Annotated in this window: 19 protein-coding genes; 4 read left to right on the top strand and 15 right to left on the bottom strand. The window is 64.5% G+C overall.

The features are described 5' to 3' along the window. Positions 1-4: 4 nt before the first annotated feature. Genes AC3WUM_RS22865 through AC3WUM_RS22845 form a run of 5 tightly spaced genes read right to left on the bottom strand, consistent with a single transcriptional unit; the run spans position 5 to position 5884 of the window. On the bottom strand, positions 5-1669 hold the full coding sequence (locus AC3WUM_RS22865; protein ID WP_492413311.1) for an AMP-binding protein: 1665 nt from the start codon (positions 1667-1669) through the stop codon (positions 5-7). Between the two features lie 32 nt (positions 1670-1701). Further along, a complete protein-coding gene (locus AC3WUM_RS22860; RefSeq protein WP_492413309.1) occupies positions 1702-2937 on the bottom strand; it encodes a cytochrome P450 in 1236 nt (411 codons plus the stop codon). Positions 2938-2970: 33 nt separating this feature from the next. Beyond that, the gene (locus tag AC3WUM_RS22855; RefSeq protein WP_492413307.1) at positions 2971-3762 is read right to left on the bottom strand and encodes a FadR/GntR family transcriptional regulator; all 792 of its coding nucleotides are present in this window, start codon (positions 3760-3762) and stop codon (positions 2971-2973) included. A gap of 32 nt (positions 3763-3794) precedes the next feature. Next, positions 3795-4742, bottom strand: coding sequence for an acyl-CoA dehydrogenase family protein (locus tag AC3WUM_RS22850; RefSeq protein ID WP_492413305.1), 948 nt, complete (start codon positions 4740-4742; stop codon positions 3795-3797). A 2-nt stretch (positions 4743-4744) separates the two neighbouring features. Next, a complete protein-coding gene (locus tag AC3WUM_RS22845) occupies positions 4745-5884 on the bottom strand; it encodes an acyl-CoA dehydrogenase family protein (protein WP_492413303.1) in 1140 nt (379 codons plus the stop codon). Positions 5885-6012: 128 nt separating this feature from the next. On the opposite strand from AC3WUM_RS22845, the gene AC3WUM_RS22840 reads away from it, so the two are divergent. After that, entirely contained in the window at positions 6013-6888 is an 876-nt protein-coding gene (locus AC3WUM_RS22840) for an SDR family NAD(P)-dependent oxidoreductase (protein ID WP_492413301.1), read from the top strand. A 19-nt stretch (positions 6889-6907) separates the two neighbouring features. Here the strand turns inward: AC3WUM_RS22840 and AC3WUM_RS22835 are convergent, their stop codons facing one another. Further along, positions 6908-8071, bottom strand: a complete 1164-nt coding sequence (locus AC3WUM_RS22835; RefSeq protein ID WP_492413299.1) for an epoxide hydrolase family protein — start codon at positions 8069-8071, stop codon at positions 6908-6910. A 74-nt stretch (positions 8072-8145) separates the two neighbouring features. Between AC3WUM_RS22835 and AC3WUM_RS22830 the strand changes: the two genes are divergently transcribed. Then, positions 8146-9018 (top strand): SDR family NAD(P)-dependent oxidoreductase, encoded by an 873-nt coding sequence (locus AC3WUM_RS22830; protein ID WP_492413297.1) that lies wholly within the window; start codon positions 8146-8148, stop codon positions 9016-9018. 75 nt (positions 9019-9093) lie between these two features. Here AC3WUM_RS22830 and AC3WUM_RS22825 read toward each other — a convergent pair whose 3' ends face one another. Continuing rightward, entirely contained in the window at positions 9094-10251 is a 1158-nt protein-coding gene (locus tag AC3WUM_RS22825; RefSeq protein ID WP_492413295.1) for a thiolase family protein, read from the bottom strand. Beyond that, positions 10248-10664: a Zn-ribbon domain-containing OB-fold protein gene (locus tag AC3WUM_RS22820; protein ID WP_492413293.1), complete on the bottom strand. Its 417-nt coding sequence runs from the start codon at positions 10662-10664 to the stop codon at positions 10248-10250. The genes AC3WUM_RS22825 and AC3WUM_RS22820 overlap by 4 nt, the downstream gene beginning before the upstream one ends. Positions 10665-10804: 140 nt before the next feature. Here AC3WUM_RS22820 and AC3WUM_RS22815 point away from each other — a divergent pair, with 140 nt between their 5' ends. Further along, positions 10805-13018: an acyl-CoA dehydrogenase family protein gene (locus AC3WUM_RS22815; protein WP_492413291.1), complete on the top strand. Its 2214-nt coding sequence runs from the start codon at positions 10805-10807 to the stop codon at positions 13016-13018. 24 nt (positions 13019-13042) lie between these two features. Further along, the gene (locus tag AC3WUM_RS22810; protein WP_492413290.1) at positions 13043-13849 is read left to right on the top strand and encodes an enoyl-CoA hydratase/isomerase family protein; all 807 of its coding nucleotides are present in this window, start codon (positions 13043-13045) and stop codon (positions 13847-13849) included. Between the two features lie 38 nt (positions 13850-13887). Here the strand turns inward: AC3WUM_RS22810 and AC3WUM_RS22805 are convergent, their stop codons facing one another. From AC3WUM_RS22805 to AC3WUM_RS22775, 7 genes are read right to left on the bottom strand one after another with little or no spacing between them, the layout of a single operon-like run. Then, positions 13888-14916, bottom strand: coding sequence for an AraC family transcriptional regulator (locus AC3WUM_RS22805; RefSeq protein ID WP_492413289.1), 1029 nt, complete (start codon positions 14914-14916; stop codon positions 13888-13890). Between the two features lie 3 nt (positions 14917-14919). Continuing rightward, positions 14920-15546, bottom strand: coding sequence for a YjbE family putative metal transport protein (locus AC3WUM_RS22800; RefSeq protein WP_492413288.1), 627 nt, complete (start codon positions 15544-15546; stop codon positions 14920-14922). 11 nt (positions 15547-15557) lie between these two features. Further along, positions 15558-16322 carry a class II aldolase/adducin family protein gene (locus AC3WUM_RS22795; protein ID WP_492413286.1) on the bottom strand — a complete coding sequence of 255 codons (765 nt, stop codon included), beginning with the start codon at positions 16320-16322 and terminating at the stop codon, positions 15558-15560. 41 nt (positions 16323-16363) lie between these two features. After that, positions 16364-17650, bottom strand: a complete 1287-nt coding sequence (locus AC3WUM_RS22790; RefSeq protein ID WP_492413284.1) for a glycerate kinase type-2 family protein — start codon at positions 17648-17650, stop codon at positions 16364-16366. 13 nt (positions 17651-17663) lie between these two features. After that, positions 17664-18662: a phosphoglycerate dehydrogenase gene (locus tag AC3WUM_RS22785; RefSeq protein ID WP_492413283.1), complete on the bottom strand. Its 999-nt coding sequence runs from the start codon at positions 18660-18662 to the stop codon at positions 17664-17666. 39 nt (positions 18663-18701) lie between these two features. Beyond that, positions 18702-19007, bottom strand: coding sequence for a DUF4387 domain-containing protein (locus AC3WUM_RS22780; protein ID WP_492413281.1), 306 nt, complete (start codon positions 19005-19007; stop codon positions 18702-18704). Continuing rightward, the gene (locus AC3WUM_RS22775) at positions 19007-20389 is read right to left on the bottom strand and encodes an acyclic terpene utilization AtuA family protein (RefSeq protein ID WP_492413280.1); all 1383 of its coding nucleotides are present in this window, start codon (positions 20387-20389) and stop codon (positions 19007-19009) included. The genes AC3WUM_RS22780 and AC3WUM_RS22775 overlap by 1 nt, the downstream gene beginning before the upstream one ends. Positions 20390-20530: the final 141 nt, after the last annotated feature.

Raw genomic sequence — 20530 nt, 5'->3', positions numbered from 1 at the left:
CCGGTCAGCGCTTGGCCAGCTGAATGTCGGACTTGTCGCGATCCCAGGTCGCCGCCGTGCAGCCTTCATCGCGCAGTTGATACTTGAGAATGCGGCCCACCGGATTACGCGGCAGTTCCTTGCGAAACTCGATGTAGCGCGGCACCGCGAAGTAAGGCAGACGCTCGATCGCCCAGCGGCACAATGCTTCCTCCGTCAGCACTTCGCCCGGCTTGAGTACCGCCGTGACCTTGACGTCGTCTTCGGTGAGGTCGGACAGGACCGCGTGCACCGCAATGTCCTCTATCGCGGGGTGCAGCCGGAACGTCGTCTCCATTTCGTAGCTCGAGATGTTCTCGCCACGGCGACGCATGTAGTCCTTCTTGCGGTCGATGAAGTAGAAGAAGCCGTCTTCATCGAATTTGCCGATGTCACCCGTATGCAGCCACAGGTTGCGCATGATCTTCAGCGTATCGGCCGGCCGCCGCCAATAGCCTTCGAACATCACATGAGGCTTGAGTGGCCTGACGATGACCTCGCCCGCCGTGCCCGGCGGCAATTCGCGATCGTCGTCGTCGACGATGCGCACGTCGAAGTCGGGCGAGCGAATACCCGAGGAGTCTGGCTTGGCCTGCACACCGCAAGGCAGCGTCGTCACGACGGAGGCCTCGGTGATGCCGTAGGAGTTCGCGCCGAGGATCTGCGCGCCGAAGCGTTGCTTCCACTTGGACTGCAGCGGCGCGGGGAACGGCGTGCCGAGCACCACGCGAACCTGATCGTGGCAACGCTTGGCAGACTCGTTCTCGGGAGCCTCGACGAGCAGCGGAATCATCGAACCTAGCAGGCTCACGATCGTCGCTCCGGTACGCTCGATCTCGGGCCAGAAGTTCGACACCGAAAAACGCTTGTAGACGGCAGCCTTGCCGCCGACGAGCAGGCTCGCCAGGATCGTGGTCGAGGTGGCGTTCATGTGGAACAACGGCAGCGCGGTCCACTGCACGTCGTCCTGCGTTCTGCCCGCGACGGTGACCAGCTGGCGCGCGAGATTGATCGCGTAGTTGTGGCTGACCATGCAGCCCTTCGACGGCCCGGTCGTGCCCGCGGTGTAGATCAGCATCGCGAGGTCTCCAGGCTTCACGCCGACCGCCGGCCGGCTGAGGTCGGACGAGCGATACGCGTCGAGCGGCGCCACCGTCTTGCCTTCGGCCGGAGTCATCGGCGCCTCGCCGCGATACAGTAGCGAGCGCAGATCGGGAAGCCCCGAGGCCACGCCGCAGACGCGGTCGGCATAGTCGGACTCGGCGACGACCACCGACGAGGCCGAATCGGCGAGCTGATGCCTCAGGAATTCCCCGCGATACGCGGTGTTGACCGGCACGCTGATCGCGCCGAGCTTGTTGATCGCGAACCAGACCAGGATCGCGTCCGCATTGTTGTCGAGGATGGTGGTGACCGTGTCACCGGCCTTGACGCCCAAGGTCGCCAGGCCGTTCGCCAGACCGTTCGCCTCGCGCTCCACTTCAGCGAAGCTGTACTCGCGTCCGTCGATATCCAGGAAGATGCGATCAGGCCAGTTTGCGACGGCGCGTTCGAGAGCCGCGTTGATGGTGTCCTGCTCGCCCGTTGTCCATTCGTTTGAAATACGCACGCAGCTTTCCTCCGCGGCGCCGACGCATGCCGGCACCTGCATCTTCGTTGTCTTGTGAGTGACGCTGGCGCCTGCTACCAGGCGAGCGGCAGATGATCGAGGCTGAAAACGACCCCGCCGTGCATCGTCGGAGCATCGCTTTCGGCAATACGGAATTCAGGCACACGCTTCATCCATTCCTCCAGCGCGATGACGAGTTCGCGCCGTGCCAGGTGGGAGCCGAGGCAGCGATGCGGGCCGTACGAGAAGGCGATATGCCGATTCAGCGAGCGACCGAAATCGATCGTCTCGGGGTTCTGCACATCGTCGGCGTCGAAGCTCGCGAACGTCGTGTAGATGGCGATGCAGTCGCCGCGCTTCATCGAGACGCCGGCCAGTTCGAGATCCTCGGTGACGAACCGGCTGACCATGACCACCGAATAGGCACGCAGGAGCTCTTCGATAGCTTCCGGAATCAGCTCGGGCTTTTCGCGCAGCAAGCGCTGTTGCTCCGGATGCTCGGCGAGATATTTGAAGTAGAAACCCAGCGAGGCGGCGACGGTGTCCAGGCCGCCGACGAAGAGCAGATAGCAAATGCCCAGGATCTCGTCGTCGGTGATCGGCTGCCCGTTGATCTGAGCTTTCACGGCAACGCTCGTGAAGTCGTCGACCGGGTTCTTCTTGCGTTCGGCGATCAGCGCGCGCAGATAGTCACGAATCGCCGCTGCGGCATCGATGCGTTCCTGCATGTCCTCGCTGAACAGCAGCGCGTTGTTCCAGCGGAGGAACTGATCGAACAGCTCCTGCGGCAAGCCCATCAGGTGCAGGAAGATCCTGACCGGAAATGGCCTTGCGAACGCCGTCATGAACTCGCAGCCGCTGCCCTCCTGCGTAGCGGCCTCGATGAGGCCAACGCAAGCGGCGCGGATGTTGTCCTGCAGCTTGGCGACCTTGGCCGGCGACAGCAGCGGATTGAGGATCGCGCGGAACAGCGCGTGACGCGGTGGATCGATTTCGAGCGGGATCATGTCCCAGGTTTCGCCGAGCAGGCGCGAAAAACCCGACACGCCGCTGCTCGAGAACTGTTGCGGGTTTTGCAGCACGTGACGGATATCTTCCGCCTTCGTCAAAACCCACGCCCCCCGCGCGCTCGAGAAGTGGGTCGGCGTATACAGTACGCGACCACGATCGCGCAGGCCGTTCATGACGACGAAGGGATCGTCGTGAGGTCCGGAGACGCGCAGCAGATCGTAAGGAACGATGCGGTCGACCGGGACATGCGAAGGCACCGTGCTGGTGCTCACCCGGGCCGATTCCTGCACGTTCAACATGGACTTCTCCTAAGTCAGTATTGCGGCGAACGCTTACTCGAACAGATCGAGTATCGAGGCGTCCGTTCCCGCCGAAAGCAGATAGACGGCGGCTTCCTGCAAGTGCGCTCGCCAGAACGATTCAGCGCCCGCCGCGTCTTTCTTGCCGATGAGGTCGATGAGCTTGCGCAGCGACTTCTGGCTCTTGCGCTGCAGCGTCGCCCACTCGCTGCCCTTGGCTTCACCGATGCGCGCCGAATGGCGTTCGAGAATCTCGTCGAGCAGGCGCGTCAGCAGCGAGACCGTGATGTTGCCCGCCAGGCTGATCATGTATTCGCGAATCCCGGTGATCGCGTGCGCATATCGCGCCGGCGAGCCGATGAGCTGGTCCGCTTCGGCCAGTCGCTTCTTGATCTCGCTGAGTTGTTCGGCCGTGATCACACGCGCCAGATCGGCCATCGCCGGCGGCTCGATGACCATGCGCGCCTTGTAGACATCGTCCACCGAAGCGCCGCGATCCTGCAGGATCAGCCCGAAATGACGAGCGGTCGTATCCAGCATCGGCCGCTTGACCACGGCACCACCGATACCGCCGCGACGCACCACGATCAGCGACTCCGACTCCAGAATCCGCAATGCTTCGCGCAGCGTCGGCCTCGATACGTTGTACTGCTGCATCAGATCGGTTTCGGTCGGCAGCGAATCGCCTTCCTGCAGATCGCCCTGCACGATGCGCTTCCGTATGTCGGCCGCCATCAGCTCGGGTACCTTCTTGGCGCGCACGAAGAGGGAGCGGTCGGCAGGACCGGACGACGTGGTAGGGGCAGCCTTGGCGGATCTGGGCATCAGTGGGTGTCCTGTCTCGGGTGAAGTGCCGGTCAGAGTGACATGATCGGGACCGCTTCTGAATGCCCCGTCTCGCAAAAGGCCGATTCCGCCCCCCAGCGACGCGTCGCCGCCACCTCGGCGTGCCAGGCTTTTCCGCCGCCTTCCAGGCTCAGCAGCTGCAATCGCAGTGTGGCGCGATAGAGGCCGAATTCAAGCGTGAAGCCGCGCGCTCCGGACAGCTGATGCGCTTCCAGACAAACCTGGCGCGCGGCGACCGCCGCGTAGTTCGCCGCGGTAGCGGCCAGCTCTCCATCGTCGTGCCAAGCCGCCTCGCGAAGCAGCACGCGGGCACTCTCGAGCGTGATGGCGATTTCGGCGAGCCGATGCTGCAGCGCCTGGAAGGCGCCCAGCGGGCGCCCGAACTGGCGCCTGCGACTCATGTAGCCGACGAGATTCTTGAGCGCGCTGTCCATCGCACCGACCATCTCGGCCGTTACCGCGAGTTGCCAGCGTCGCACCACGAGATCGCTGTCCCAGGTCGCGAGCACCGGGCTTGATGCGAGCGACGGCAGGCTGGCCACCGGATAAACGTAGTTGCTGCGCACCGGATGCGCCTTCGGCGGATCGAGCGCGTAGACGCGGCTCTGCGCTCCATCGACGAGGATCAGTGTCTTGGCCATGGCGGCGAAGCGGACCGGAACGTCCGAATTGACCCGCGCGATGGCCACCGGAGATTTGACGCCCGAGCCGAGCAGCGTCGGTACGAGCAAGGCGTGCAATCCGACGGGAATGAGACGATCACGCCGCGAAACCTCCTCGACCAGCATGACGGCCTCGAGCAGGTCGCCTCCGCTCACGAGCTCGCGAAAGTAACCCTCCTGCGTCAGCTGCTCCAGCAACGCAGCGTCGTAGCTGTCGACGACGGCAGGCTGACGGTCCAGCAGCTTGCAGACGGACTCGAGCCACTGCTGCTGCTTCGGGTTCGGCTTGAACTCCATGCTCAGCTCTCCTTGGGCAGCCGAAGCCACAATCTTGCGATGAGATTCAATTGCATCTCGTAGCTGCCGCCCCCCAGGCCGGCGATCATCGACGTGCGGAACTCGCCGTCACCGAGTGAACCGCTCGCCAACGCGTTCTCGCCGAGCACGTCGAGCGCCACTTCGGAAACTTCACGCTCGGCACGCACGATGGCGGCACGGCCGACGTAGGCTTCGGGTCCTGCGCCTGCGCCGCCGGAGCGGCTCTGGCGCACCTGATACGAGAGCAGACGAGCCGCATGGCAGGCGGCCCGCGCGTGGGTCGCGGCCTGCTGCAGACCCGCTTCGCCGAGGCGGCCCTGACCGCTCGCGATCCGCATCGCCTGATCGAGCACCGCTTCGGCGCGCGCATAGCGCGGGGTTCCGACCCGCTCATCCGACAGCGCGTCGCGGACGATGGGCCAGCCCTGGTTCTCGGGCCCGAGACGGCATGAAGCCGGCACTCGCACCTTGTCGAAAGTCATGCGATGGATGACGTGGATATCGAGCATCGAAGGCAGCGCCTCGACACAGATTCCGGGGGTCTTCATGGGCACCAGAAAGATCGAAATGCTCTGCTGCGGGTCGGCGTTACGCCGCGTCTTGGCGAGCAGGAAGCAGTATTCCGCCTTGGAAGCGTACGAAGTCCAGATCTTCTCGCCCTGGATGACGTAGTCGTCGCCCTCGCGCTCGGCGAACGTCTGCATCGCGACCAGATCGGAACCCGCGTCCAGTTCGGAGAAGCCCTGGCACCAGAGCACATCCCCGCTGGCGATGCGCTTCAAGTGCATCGCCTTCTGTTCTTCGGAGCCCGCGGCGATGATCGCCGGGCCGATCCAGTTCACGTTCATGTACTGCGAGCCGCGAGGCTCGCCCGCTGCCCAGAGTTCCTCGCTGAGAATCGCGAAGACCCACGAAGACGCATTGCTGCCGCCGTACTCGGCAGGCCAGTGAGGCACCAGCCAGCCTCGTTCCGCGAGGCGGCGACAGAACTCGATGTTGGCATCGGAATAAGGCTCCTCGCCTGGAACCAGCAGGCGAGCCTCCTCGCTGACGAACTCACGGATGAAAGCGCGCAGTTCTTCCCGGAACTGCTGCTCCTCCAAATGCCAGCCGAATTCCATCGTTTCCCCTCTTTATGATCATCTAGTTGATCTAGCTTATTTAACACTGTCCAAAACGTCAATCCCAAAAGCTATGATCAGCATGATCATCTTATTGATCAAACCTAATCAATAGCAGGAGACAGCGAATGCGCAGGAAATTGGGCGTGGTAATGGGCGGAGCCACCGGCATCGGACGCGGCATCGCGCTTGCGCTCGCACGCGAGGGTCACGACGTCTGCATCGCGGACCTCGATCCAGCCGCCGCTTCAAAGGTCGCGGGCGAACTGACCGCTCTCGGCGTCGAGACGCTCGCGCTTGGCTGCGACGTGACCGACAGCGATGCCGTCGAAGCGGTTGCCGAGCGATGCTGGCAGCGGTTCGGACAGGTCGACTACGTTTTCAACAACGCCGGCGTCTACATCATGAAGCCGGCGCTCGACTACACGCCCGAGGATCTGCGCTGGGTTTTCGAAGTGAACGTCAATGGCACCTGGAACGGATGCCTGACTTTCGGCCGCCGATTCGTCCGTCACGGCGTGAAAGGACGCATCTGCAATACCGCGTCGGTCAATGCGCTCGGCATGTCGAGCGTGCAGTCCGCGTTGTACACGGCGACCAAGCACGCCGTGCTCGGTTTCAGCGACGTGCTTCGGCACGAATACGCGGAGCATTTCGCCGTCAGCGTGCTCTGCCCGGGCGCAGTCAATACCGGGTTCTGGGATAGCGAGCGGAACAGGCAGACCCAGTTCGGCAACGCCGGCACCTCGTCGGACTTCGCACGCCGGGCAATGCGCTACGGACTCGATCCCGAAGAGGTCGGGCGACTCACGCTCAAGGGCGTGGACGATGGGGAGTTCCTCATCTTCTCCTCGCCGATGGAACGGGAGATCGCGCAGCAGCGCTGGCTGGATATCGATGGAGCGTTCGCTCGCCAATGGCCCAATGGACCGCTGGCGCAGCATCGCTCCTCGGCGGAGATCCAGGCTCTCGTGCTCGAAGAGCTACGCAACGAAGCACGCTGAGCTTCGTTGCGCCTTCCGCTCAGCGCAGCGGCCGAAAGAAAGTCCGCAACTCATCGATCATGAGTTGCGGTTCTTCGGCGGCCCCGAAGTGACCGCCTTTCCCGGAACGGGTGTAACGGCGCAGGTCGAAGTAGCGTTCGGCCCAGCGCCGCGGCATGCCGATGATGTCGTGCTCGAAGACGATGACGCCGCTCGGCGCCTCCACGACCGGCTGTCGATCATGGCTTGCGCGCCAGGGCTGGTGGGCCGATTCGTAGTAGAAGCGCGCCGAACTGCCGTAGCTCTGCGTGAGCCAGTACAGCATCACCGAAGTCAGCAGGTCGTCCTTGCTGAAACGGCGCTCGACATCGCCCGCGCAATCGCTCCAGGTGCGGCGCTTCTCGACAAGCCAGGAGCACAATCCGACGGGCGAATCATTGAGTCCGAACGCCAGCGACTGCGGCTTGGTGGTCTGCAGCGCCATGTAGCCGACTTCCGAGGCGGCGAACGCCGCGTTGCGGGCGACGCGCCCGGCATCCTCGGGCGCGTAGTCCTCTGGCCTGGCGGCGCCGCCCTCGAAGAAATTCAGTGGCGAGGCGCCCTGCACGTGCAGGCCGATCAGCCTGTCCGCGTACTTGTGCCCGAGTTGCTCGGTCACCACGAGGCCGAAGTCCGAACCATGCGCGGCGAAACGCGCATAGCCGAGCACTTCGCACATGAGCTCGACCCACAGATCGGCGGTCTGGGTGAAGCCGATGCCGGTCCTGGCCAATGGCGTCGACAAGGCGAAGCCCGGCAGCGACGGCACGATGACGTCGAAGGCATCGTCGGCGGACCCGCCGTGCGCGACAGGGTCGGTCAGCGGCCCGATGAGGTGTTGGAAATCCCAGAATGTCCACGGCCACCCATGCGTCAGAATCAGCGGAATCGGCCTGGTTCCCTTGCCGGGTTCGTGGATGAAATGAATCGGCTGGCCCGCCACCGATGCGCGGTAGTGCGCATACCGGTTCATCTCGCGCTCTTGCGCCCGCCAGTCGTAGTGATGCAACCAGTGGTCCACGAGAGTTCTGAGGTAGTCGCCGTTGCTGCCGTACCGCCAGTCCTGATTGCCGAGTTCGTCGGGCCAGCGGGTGGCCTCCAGACGACGCCGCAGATCGGCAAGCTGGGCTTCCGGGAAATGGATCGTGAACCGTTCCGGCTTCATTTGAACTCCTGGTAATGATATATATGATCTACACTATCAAAATCGCCAAGAACGCGATATCACGGAGGACAACCATGGAAATCAGCGGTAAATCAGCGGTCGTGACCGGCGGCGGCAGCGGCATCGGCCGAGGCATTGCGCTCGCACTCGCCCGTCGCGGCGCCGACGTCGTCGTGGCCGACATCGACATTGCCGCCGCCACGGCGGTTGCAGAAAGCATTCGCGCACTTGGACGTCGCGCCGAGGCCGTACGCTGCGACGTCACCAGCGAGAGCTCCGTCGAGGCGCTCGCGGAAAGCGCATGGGCCAGCCTCGGCCCCATTCACCTGGTCTTCAACAATGCCGGCATCGTGGCGCTCGGCCCCGCCGTGGAGGCATCGTCGAAAGACCTCAAATGGTCGTTCGAAGTCAACGCCTATGGCGTCTGGTATGGCTCGGTCGCCTTCGCCAAGCGCATGCTCGCAGCCGGCGTCCAGGGCTGGATCTGCAACACCGGATCGGAAAGTGCGATCGGCGTCGCCAGTGTCGGCACCGCCATCTACTGCGGCTCCAAGCACGCGGTGCTCGGCATCACCGACACGCTGCGCAGCGAATACGCCGGCAAGATCGGCTTCAGCGTGCTGTGTCCCGGCATGGTCCGCACGAATCTCTGGGACGCCGGACGTGCGCGCCCGGCCGAGCACGGCGGCAGCTTCCAGGGCGACCCGGTCGCACACAAGGCCATCCAGTATGGGCTCGACCCCGAGCGCGTCGGCGAGCACGTCGTCGACTGCGTGCAAAAGGAGGAGTTCTACATCTTCACGCATCCACACGTGAAAGACGTCGCGGTCGAGCGCGCCAAGGAAATCGTCGCCGCGATGGATCGCCAATGGCCCAATGGCGCGGGCCCCGAGCACTACACGACGCTCGATGTGCAGAAAAAGATCATGGCGGAAATGGGCGGCTGAACGTCACCAGGCTCGCGGTAGTTCGGGCCGGCATGATTCCTCCAGTGCCGGCCCACCTTTTTGCGTCGGGCGAGCCTATCGGGCCAATACCATGCCGGCGCATTGCGGCCCCCACGACACCGTCACCACCGCGGCCTCGGCATCGGCAACCTGCCTGGCCCCGCCATCGCCGCGCAGCTGAACCACGGCTTCGGCCACCGAGGACAGGCCATGCAAGCGGCCTTCCGCGAGCTGACCGCCATTGGTATTGAGCGGCATTCCGCCACCGGGGCCGATTCGCCTGCCCTCGTCGATCCAGTCTCCGGCTTCGCCTGCCGCACAGAATCCCAGCGCCTCGATCCAGGTCAGCACCGAAAACGTGAAACCGTCGTAAACCTGGGCGAAATCGACATCCTCGGGACGTAAACCCGAACGCTGCCAGAGCCGCTGTGCGCAGCGCGGAGCGCCGCCGTGAAGAAAATCGGGTCCGTGTATCCAGTCTCCGGCACCGGTCGATTGCGCCGAGGCCAGCACGCGTACCGGACGATGGCGCAGATCGCGGGCACGATCGAGGCTCGTGAGGATCAAGGCGCAGCTGCCGCTGACCGGATAGTCGCAGTCGAACAGGCGCAAGGGCGTGCAAAGCATTTTCGATGCGAGGTAGTCGTCCATGCCGATCGGCTGGCGCAGTAGCGCACGCTCGTTGAGCGCCGCCCACCGTCGCGCATTGATCGCGATGTGCCCGTAATGCTGATCGCGCGTTCCGTACTCGTGACGCCGGCGACTCATGCGCAGAGCCGTCGATGGGATGATGCCGAACATTCCGTATGGCGCAACGATTTCGTCGTGCAGCGGTGAATGGCCGGCCTGGGCGACCGGGTCGCCGCTCGCGGAGCCGGTGTTGCCCGCCTGCTGCTGCATGCTGCGAAACACCAGCGCGACTTCGCAGGCACCCGACTCGAGCGCGGCGATCGCGGATACCACGCCCGCGAATCCCGACGCGCCGGTGCCCATGATGTCGGTGTAGGCCGCCAGATCCGAGGTGCCCAGCAAGCGCTGGACGTAGTGGCACTTGGGCGATTCGGTGCCGACCTGATACTCGAAAATCGCATCGATCTCGGCGGGCTTCACCCCGGCATCGGCGATCGCCTCCAGGCAGGCCGTGGCAGTGAGCTTTTCGACGCCAGGCCCCGGACCTCGATAGGCCGGCGAAAACCCGATACCTGCGATCGCAACCGAACGAAGGGCGCTCATCGTGAGACCTCGCGACGAAACACCGGCAGGCTCCAGTCGCCGAGCGGCTCGAAATCCACCTGCACCGGCATGCCGATCTCGACCTCCGCGCAATCACAGCCGACGACGCGGCTGAGCATGCGCAGATCTTTCTGCTCGGCCAGTTCGACGAGCGCGAGCGTATACGGCAGCTGATCTGCGAATCCCGGATGGAAGACGCGCTCGACGGAGGTGAACGCGTAGACGACGCCGCGACCGGACAGCACCGCCGTCTCCAGATCGTCCGACAGGCAGTGCGCACAAAGCGGCATCGGCGGATGCTGAAGCACGCCACATTGGCTGCAACGCCGGCAGGCCAGACGCCCCTCTCGCGCCTGCTCCCAGAAAAAACGATTCTCTTCGGTTGGGATGATCCTGGGCCTTGCCACTGTCATGCTCGAAGTCCTCTACACCTAATGATTGTCTAGTTGATCTATATTATCATTGGCCGTCAAAGCCGGTGAATACGTCGGCATTGCCGGCCACCCAGACCAGAACAGAACCGCTCGATGCGGTCCCGGAGGACGATTCGCGCATGAACTTTCACCTCACCGATCAACAGCGCATGCTGCAGGATCTGTTCGAGAAGTTGCTGCGCGAACAATCGTCGCCCGAACGTGTGCGAAAGGCCGAAGCGACCGCCGGGTTCGATCCCGTACTTTGGAGAATGCTCGCCGACAGCGGCGCGCTGCTGCTGAGAGTTCCCGAATCGGCTGGCGGAGGCGGAATGGGCCTGCTGGATGCCGCAGTGGTCGCCGAACAGTTCGGCCGCCATCTGGCCTCCGCTCCCCTGCTTGAAGGCATGGTCGCGGCCCGGCTGCTCGCCACCGTCGATTCCGCGGCTGCTGCGGACTGGCTCGGAAAGTTCGGCGGTGGCGATGCCATCGTCAGCCTCGCACTGCATGCCGGCGGCGAAGCGCAGATGGTTCCGGCCGGCGCCATCGCGAACGCCATCCTCTGGCTCGACGGCGACACCTTGCGATTGAGTGGCCATCAATCGGATGCCTCTGCCGGTGCGCCGGCGGTCTTCGGCTCGCTGCCGTACCGGCGCATGGACTTCTCGCAGCAAGGCTCAATTGCGCTCGCCAGCGGCAAAGCCATCCGCGAGCACTATCTCGCCGCGCTCGAAGAACTGAAATTGCTGACCGCAGCGGCCGTGGTCGGCGCGACCAAGGCCTCGCTCGAACTCGCGGCGCAGTATTCCTGCGATCGCCAGGCTTTCGGCAAGCCGATCGGCAGCTACCAGGGTGTCTCGCATCCGCTGGCGGATTCGATCACCGAGCACGATGGCGCCCAGCTGCTCGTCTGGCGTGCGATCTGGGCGATCGAACGCAAGAGCCCGGAAAGCGGAGCCCTGATATCGGCGGCGTTCTGGTTCGCATCGCAAACCTTCACACGCGCGGTGACGCGTTCGATGCGCGTTTTCGGTGGCTACGGCATGTCGATGGAGTACGACGTGCAACTTTACTTCCGACGCGGTCGCGGCTGGATACTCGGCTTCGGTGATCCAGCCGCCGAACTGCGCAGCACCGGACAGCGGCTCTGGGGCGGCGCTACGACCTCGCTACCCGAGCCCGGCGAATCCGGCCTCGATTTTCGCTGGGGCGAACAGGCCGACGCGCTGGCCAGCGAAATGCGCGCTTTCTTCGTCGAGAATCTCGAAGAACGTCATCGCGATTTCGCCTATCACTCGGACGATGCGCACGATCCGGCGCTGTTTCGCAAGATGGCCGCGGCCCGTCTGCTTTATCCGGAATGGCCGGAGCAGTATCAGGGACGAGCCTGCGATGCCGCTTCGATGGCCGCTGTGCAGGAAGTCTTCAACGAGTTCGATTTCCCGATTCTGGTTCCCGTCGTCACCGACATGGTCGGCAAGATGCTGCTACTGGCCGGAACCGAAGAGGCCCGGCAGGAGCTGTTGCCGAAATTTGCCAACGGCGATGCCTACTGCAGCCTCGGTTACAGCGAGCCATCGGGCGGGTCCGACTTGTTCGCCGCGAAGACGCGCGCAGTGCGCGAGGGCGATGACTGGATCCTAAACGGCCAGAAGATGTTCACGACGCAGGGCCATCTCGCCGACTACGCGATCCTGCTCGCGCGGACCGATCCCGATGCGCCCAAGCACGCCGGGCTGACGTTGTTCGTGGTGCCGCTGCGCCAGAGCGGCTACGAGTCGCACGAGGTGAAGACGCTCGGGCACGAACGCACCAACATCACCTACTACACCGACATGCGCATTCCGGATCGCTATCGCCTGGGCGAGATCAACGGTGGCGCGAAGACCATGGCCTCTGCGCTCAAGCTCGAACAGGGCGTGGGGCTCTACAACGTGGGGCCGATGCAGCGCCTGCTAAAGCACGCGCTGAAGTGGGCCCGAAGCACGATGCGCGACGGCGGTCCCGCCATCGATTCCGACGACGTCCGGAGTCGGCTCGCAAAACTCTACGTGAGCATCCAGGTTGCCGACGGCCTGACTCGGCGCAGCATCTGGGCCAGCGAGGAAGGCATCAGCCAGAAGTGGTACGGCTCGATGTCCAAGCTGTTCGGCAGCGAGGCCTGGCTCAGCAACGCAAGCGATCTCATGGATCTCGCCGCGCCCGACACGCTCGAGTGCCAGCCCAGCGATGCGGGGTGGATCGAGATCGAATATCGCCGCTCCGTCCCCAGTACTATCTATGGCGGCACGAGCGAGGTACATCGAAGCATCATCGCGGAAAGCGCGCTGAAGATGCCGCGCAGCCGCGCTTGAGCCGCCATCCTGGAGAGCAAGACGATGCCTGACCTGGACCCCAGCAGACTGCAGGCCGTGCAGTTCGAAGTTGGCAGCGACAAGATCGCGACCATCACCTTGAACCGGCCGGCGGCGATGAATTCCTTCGACAAGGCCATGGTCGATGAATTCGGCTTGTTATGGCAGCACATCGCGCGCAACGAAGACATTCATGCGGTCGTACTGCGCGCGGCACCCGGACGCGCGTTCAGCACCGGCGTCGATACCCGGGATCCGAATTTCCCCGACCCTCACCCCAACGACTGGGTGCATGAAGACCCGGGAGTCAAGCTCAGTCCCAAGCAGAATCGCTGCTGGAAACCCGTGATCACGGCCGTCCATGGCCTTTGCGCCGGTGGCGCGTTCTACTGGATCAACGAAAGCGACATCGTCATCTGCTCCGAGGATGCGCAGTTCTTCGAACCGCACGTGACGTACGGCCTGACTGCTGCACTCGAGCCGATCGGGCTCAGCTATCGCATGCCGCTCGGCGACGTATTGCGCATGGCGCTGCTCGGCAATCACGAGCGCATGAGCGCGGCCACCGCCCTACGCGTCGGGCTCGTCAGCGAAGTCCTGCCGTTGCCCGAGCTGTGGGAGCGAGCCCATGCGCTTGCCGCCCTCATCGCGGCGCAGCCGCCCACCGCCATTCAAGGGACGGTTCGCGCCATCTGGGAATCGCTCGACATTCCGCGCAGTTCGGCGCTGCAGGGCGGACTCCGATACACACAGATCGGCAATCCGAAAGGCACAGCCCAAGTCGATCTGGCGGCGGTGAAGGCGAAGACCAAGGCTTTCATGCTCAGGTAAGCCCGTGTCGATGAACGCGAGCAGCCACGGCATCTCACTCAGTGGCTTGCCGAGCCCAGACGCGCATACCACGATGTCGGGGAACTACCGGTCCAGCGGCGGAACGCCCGGGTGAAACTGCTGCTGGACGAAAAGCCGACGCGATACGTGACCTTGGAGATGTTGCCGCCGGATTCGCGCAGATGATGCAGTGCGAGTTCCCGCCGCGTCGCATCGAGTAGTTCCTTGTAGCCCGTGCCGTCGCCGGCCAGACGACGCTGCAGGGTTCGCACGCACATGTTGAGCATCCGTGCGACATCCTTTTGCGTCGGTTCGCCGTGCTCGAGCCGTTGGACCAGCACCGCGCGCACGCGCTCCCGAATGCCGCCTCGTCCCAGGCTCAACAGCATTTTCTGGACGATGGCGTCGTTGAGTCTCGCGAGTTCGGGATTGCCGCCGTCGAGCCTCCGTTCCAGGCTCCGCCGATCGAACACGATGCGATCCCGTTGCCGCCCATAGGCCAGCGGCGTCCGCAGGATGCGGTCGAAGCCTGGCCTGTCTTCGGGGACGGGTCTGCGCAGCTCGATGCGCAGCGGCGAGAATTCGCGTCCCAGGTGCGATCGGCAGAGGCGCACGTAGAGCGCCACCATCATGTCGATCGATTCGGGGGCGGGATCGAGTCCGTCATGCACCCGGATGACGAAATGGTATTCACCGCCCTGCGCGAGCAGTTCGTAGTCGACCGCATCACTGACCACCGCGCCGTATCGCGCGATCCGTTCGAAGGCCTCCTTGAGCGTGCGGCTCGCACCCACCGAAAAGCCGAGCGCATGGCTCGATGTCAGGGTGATGTGGCTCGCGGCGCGCAAGCCCAGCAACGGATCGCGGGTAGTCTCCACTGCCCGCTTCCAGAATCGATCCACGTTTGCGATGGGCAAGCGCAGGTTGGGCTCATCGAGGTCCTGCACCGACAAGCCCGCGCTTCGCAGCAAGGGCTCGCTATCGAAGCCGGCTGCGTCGAGACAGCGCTGCAGCGCCTTGACCCAGCTACCCAGCATGCTGGCCTGCGCAGCGGCGATCCCGTTCATGGCTCATCCTTGCATGGGAAACGAAAGCCCGAAGAGCTCGCCCGCGCCCGCGATGATCATGCGCAGCGCGACGAACAGAACGGCCGCGAGCCCCAGGTAGCCGATCCAGCGGTACCGGTTGAGCAATGCGGCGATCACGTTCGCGGCCAGGCCCATCAGCACGATCGACAGCAACAAGCCGAAAGCCAGCATCGCCGGATGGCGGCTGGCCGCACCGGCAACCGCGAGCACGTTGTCCAGGGACATCGAAACATCCGCGATGAGAATCTGCATCACCGCCTGCATCGGAGTCTTGGCTTTGCGGTGTGATGCGGCTTGAAGCTCGTTCGCCGGCGCATTCACCGTCCGCAGATCGGACCGCATCTTCCAGCAGACCCACAGCAACAGCAGGCCACCGACCAGCAGCAGCCCCGTGATCTTGAGCAGCTGCACGGTCATCAGCGCGAACACGATGCGGGCAATGACCGCCGCGACGAGCCCGATCAGGATCGCCCTTCGCCGATAACGGGCTTCGAGTCCGGCGGCGGCGAGCCCCACCGCGATCGCGTTGTCTCCCGCGAGGACGATGTCGATCAGCAGCACTTGCAACAGCGCTCCCGCGGCGGCGATCCATTCGGCTGGCAGCGTCATCCCAGCCGTCATCAATTGCGATACGACGGATCCTTGCGGTCCAGGCGCCGCAGCAGCCCCGGCCAGACCAGCCCGCCGCCCGCGCCGCGGGTGACCTGCCTGGCCTGCGCCTGTGCCGTCGAAATGATCTGCGGATGGATCGGCACGAGCTCGGCGCCTCCCGCCTGTGCCCGAACCTGGATCATGCAGGCGGCTTCGAAGAAGTACATCGAGACGAAGGCATCGGCGATGCTGCCGCCGATCGTCAGCAGGCCGTGATTGCGCAGCATGTAGAAGTTGGCCGCGCCGAGGTCTTGCACCAGTCGCGGCTTTTCATCGTCACGTAGCGCGACCCCTTCGTAATCGTGCGTCGCGAACGAGGACAGCACGAAGATGCTTTGCTGCGACAGCGGCAGCAACCCGCCTTTCTGCGCGCTCACGGCGACGCCGTTGATGCTGTGCACGTGCAGTACGCATTGCGCATCCCCGCGGGCCGCGTGTATCGCGCTGTGGATGGTGAAGCCGGCCGGATTGATGTCGTCCGGCGAGTCCATCACCTTGCGGCCGTGAAGGTCGACCTTGACGAGCGACGACGCGGTGATCTCCTCGAACATCCAGCCGTAGGGATTGATCAGGAAGTGGTGATCCGAATTCGGAACCCGCGCCGAGATGTGCGTGAAGACGAGATCGTCCCATCCGTACAGGGCGACGAGCCGGTATGCGGCCGCCAGGTTGACGCGCGTCTCCCACTCTTCCGCGCTGACCATCGAACGAACATCGCGATCTGCTGTGCTCATCTCATTCTCCTCGTCTTTTATGTTTCGAGCCGCCGAGCCGCTCAGGCTTCGATCAGCACGGCCCTGAAGTCGTTGACGTTGGTCAGCGTCGGACCGGTGATGATCGAATCGCCCAAGGCCTCGAAGAAGCCGTGACCGTCATTCTGCTCCAGCCGCTGCCGGGCGTTGAACCCGAGCCGGCGAGCGCGTGCCAGCGTGTCGGGCGCCAGATAAGCGCCGGCGATCTCGCGCGCGCCATCGACTCCGTCGGTATCGCCCATCAGGGCATACACGCCCGGATGTCCGTCGAGGGCGAGCGCCATCGACAACAGGCATTCCACGTTGCGCCCGCCGTTGCCCTCGCCCCGCACCGTCACCGTGGTCTCGCCACCCGACAGCAGCACACAGGGCCGCTCGAACGGTTGCCCATGGCGTGCGACTTGGCGTGCGATCCCCGCGAGCACCGTGCCGACGTCGCGCGCTTCGCCTTCGATGTCGTCACCCAGAATATGAGCCGCGATGCCGGCGTCGCGCGCGACTTTCGCTGCGGCTTCCAACGCGAGCTGCGGAGTGGCGATCAGGCGAGTCTCGCTGCGAGCCAGGCGCGAATCTCCAGGCTTGATCGACTCGCTGCGCCCTTCTTCGAGCAAGGCGGCGACCTCGCGCGGCAGCTCGATCTCGTATCGGCGCAGAACCTCGAGCGCATCGGCGCAGGTCGTCGGATCGGCCACGGTCGGACCGGAGGCGATGTCGATCGGCCGGTCACCCGGCACATCCGAAATCAGCAGGCTCAGCACGCGGGCCGGATGGCAGGCGGCGGCGAGCCGACCGCCCTTGATCGCGGACAGATGCCGGCGCACGCAGTTGATCTCGCTGATCGTCGCCCCGCAACCGAGCAATGCCCGATTGATCGCCTGCTTGTGCTCCAGCGTGATTCCGGGCGCCGGCAGCGACAGCAGCGACGAGCCACCGCCCGAGATCAGGCACAGCACCAGATCGCTTTCGTCGAGCCCCTGCACGAGTTCCAGCATGCGCTCGGAAGCGCGCACGCCGGCCGCATCCGGAACCGGATGCGCAGCCTCGACGACTTCGATCGACTTGCACGAAACGCCGTAGCCATAGCGCGTAACGACGAGTCCTCCGAGTTCACCGGGCCAATGATCTTCGACGGCGCGCGCCATCGCCGCCGCGGCCTTGCCGGCCCCGATGACGATCAGTCTTCCGTTCGGAATCGGCGGCAGATGCGGGGGCACGCAACGCGAGGGCTGAGCGCTCGCCACGGCCGCATCGAACATGCGCTTGAGCAGTTGCGCTTGCTGCGAACGCTCGAAGGCCGTTGCAAGGCTCATCCAAGCTCCACTTTCAGCGGCGTCCGTCCGCGACCACGCATTGCGCCGGCGGCTGCGCGCCGTCGAGCACGGCGACGACGCACTGCGCCGCCACCCTGTTGGTGCGATCGAGCCCTTCCCGGGTCGAGGCGCCCGAATGCGGCTGCGCGATCACGTTCGGCAGGGCCGCGAGCTCGCGGGTGACATCGGCATACGAGGGATCCGACTCGCTCACGAAAACGTCGAGCCCGGCACCGGCCAGCCGCTGGCTCTTCAGCGCATCGAGCAGATGCCGATCTTCCACGAGCCCGCCGCGTGCGGTGTTGATCAGAAAAGCGCTCGGCTTCATGAGCCGGATGGTCTCGTCGCGAATCATGAAGCGGGTTTCGGCCGTCAGCGGTGCATGCAAGCTCACGTAGTCGCTCAGCGCGAGCAGCGTCGGCAGATCCACGTACTGCACGCCGCCGGCCTGCTCGAGCGCCTCGTCGCGTCGAGGCGCATGGATCAGGATTTCGGTATCGAAGGCCCTGAGCCGCTTGAGCACGCTGGCCCCGATGCGACCGACGCCGACGACGCCGACCGTCTTGCGATACAGATCGGTGCCGAGCGGGATCGCGAGCGATCCCTGGGCCACATTGGCCTGTCCTTCGCGGAAGCGCCGGCCGAGCGCGAGCATCATGCCGATGGCCTGGTCGGCGACCGTCGCATCGTTGCCTCCAGCGGCGATGGTGGCGACACGGCCGAGATCGCGAATTGCAGCGACGTCGACGCGCTCGTAACCGACGCCGCGGCGCGAGACGACGCGCAGCTGCGGCAAGGCGGTGAGCAGCTCGCGCGTCACCCGCGCATGTCCGACGATCCATCCCGCCGCGCCGTCTAGCCAGCGCAGCAGCGTTTCGACCGGCACATCGCCGTCGCCCTTGCCGGCCGGAAGCTCGGCGATGATCACCTCGCAGCCTTGCGACTGCAGATAGGCGATCGTCTTTTCATCGAAGAACCGCTGCGTCACCACGACCCTGCGCGCACTGCTCATGCGTTCAACTCCATTTCGATAGCCGATCGCATGAGCGCCCTAGAGCTCGACGCCGAGCAGGCGCACGTACTGCTGTCCGCAGTGCATGTCCCGTTCGATCATGCCGCCCTGCGGAGACGTTCTCGGGTATGAAATCTTCACCACGTTGAGGCTGGCGACGGAGAAGCGCTTCACGAGCTTGGCATCGGTGCCGTACAAGGCGGCGATCCGCTCGGGCTGCAAGGCAGGGCTTTCGCTGTATTTCGCGAAGTTGTCGGGGCCGTCGAAGAACAGATCGATGGTGACCCAGAACGGTCCGGCCGCCTTGGAGCGCAAGTGTCGGCAAACGTCTTTGATCGTCGGCATCACGCGGCCTCCGCCTGCTTCAGGTCGACCCATCTCGTGCGCACGAGCTCCATCGGATCCTCGGTTTCGACGACGTGGTTGAGCTTGAATTCGTAGACCGCGCCGCGCTCGATGTCGGCTGGAGAGAACGCAAATCCGTACGAAGGCAGCTCTTCGTCCATGTTGATCGGATAGTGGAAGAAATACGGGTTGCAGGCCTTGGCGATCTGCGTCGCCATCTCCTGCGTATCGGCAGTGGCGACGAACAGCACGCCGACTTCGCGCGGCGGCGGCGTGCCGGGCGGCGGCTTGTCGCCCGATACGGCGTTCCAGCCGTACATGCGCAGCGAAATGTGGAAGTCGCCGGCGGCCGCGCCGATCGTGCGGCGTGTGCGCTCGTAGAGCGCGGCAAGCATCTTGTCGTGGAACTCGTCGATGCGATGCAGCACCTCCGGATCCTGGATGCCGACGAGCATGGTGGTCTGGTAGCGGCCGCGGCCCGCACCCTCGAGCTTCATCGTGTAGGGCATCGGTTCCCAGACCGAGCCCGTCACCTTCACCACGCGCGGGCTGATCTGTTCGTAGACCGACGCGGTCACGTTGAGCACGCCGCCCGGCTCGGTCAGCCGAAACGGATCGCTGTTCTCGTAGAGCATGTGCGCCGACACGCTTTGCGGGCTGCAGCGGAAGGACGTGTTCAGCGGCTCGGCTTCGAAGCCGTCGTCACCGATGCTGATGAGCACGCCCGCACCGCCGCGCTCCACCGAGCACTGTGCGCCGCATTCGGCGATCTTGGCGGCGTGCCATGAAGCGCCCTGCGGTGCGCCCTTCATGAGCGCATAGCAGGCGATGACCGCGGTGTCCGTGGTGCGGCCACCGAGGATGATGTCGGCGCCGCCCTGCAGCGCTGCGATGTAGGGCTCCGGCCCCATCACCGCGACGATGTGATCGCAGGCGTCGATCGTGCTGTCTTCCAGCGCGCCGAGTGGCGGCAGCGGGCGAATCTTGCCGGCTGCGTTCTTGCCCTTGAGCACCGCTTTTTCCTGCTCGGAATACAGCACCGCGATGCGCGGCTGGATCGCGAGTTCGCGTGCGACCTCGAGCACGATGTCGAGCGTCCAGTCGACGTTCTTGTCGCCACCGGCCTGGCCGCTGGTTCCGACGATCAGCGGAATGCCGGCTTCGGCGCCCGCCTTCATGAGAATGGTCAGATCGCGCTTCACCGCCCCGCGATTGTTCTTCGACATTCCCAAGGCCAGATAGGCCGCGCCGCTGTCGGTGGAGCCGGCATCGGTGGCGATGGCGTGCGCGCCTTGGGAGATGCCGTAGCGCACTTCCGCCTCGTCTGCGCCTGCGCCGAGGCTGCCGGTCGGAACGATGATCTTGATGGGATTCTGGAGCATGAAGACTTCACCTCGATGGCCACCGCACGTCGGAAACAATCCGGCTGGCGATGGGCATTCTATGTTTTGGGTTCAATAAGTGAAAGTTTTGGATTCAATTTTACCGGGCCCGACCTTGCCTGATGCAGGCGACGCTCGAAA

This window comes from Hydrocarboniphaga sp. FW305-C-57 (genome assembly GCF_058783045.1).
The sequence above is the reverse complement of the archived record's forward strand: the minus strand, read 5'-3'. Positions and strand labels throughout refer to the sequence as shown.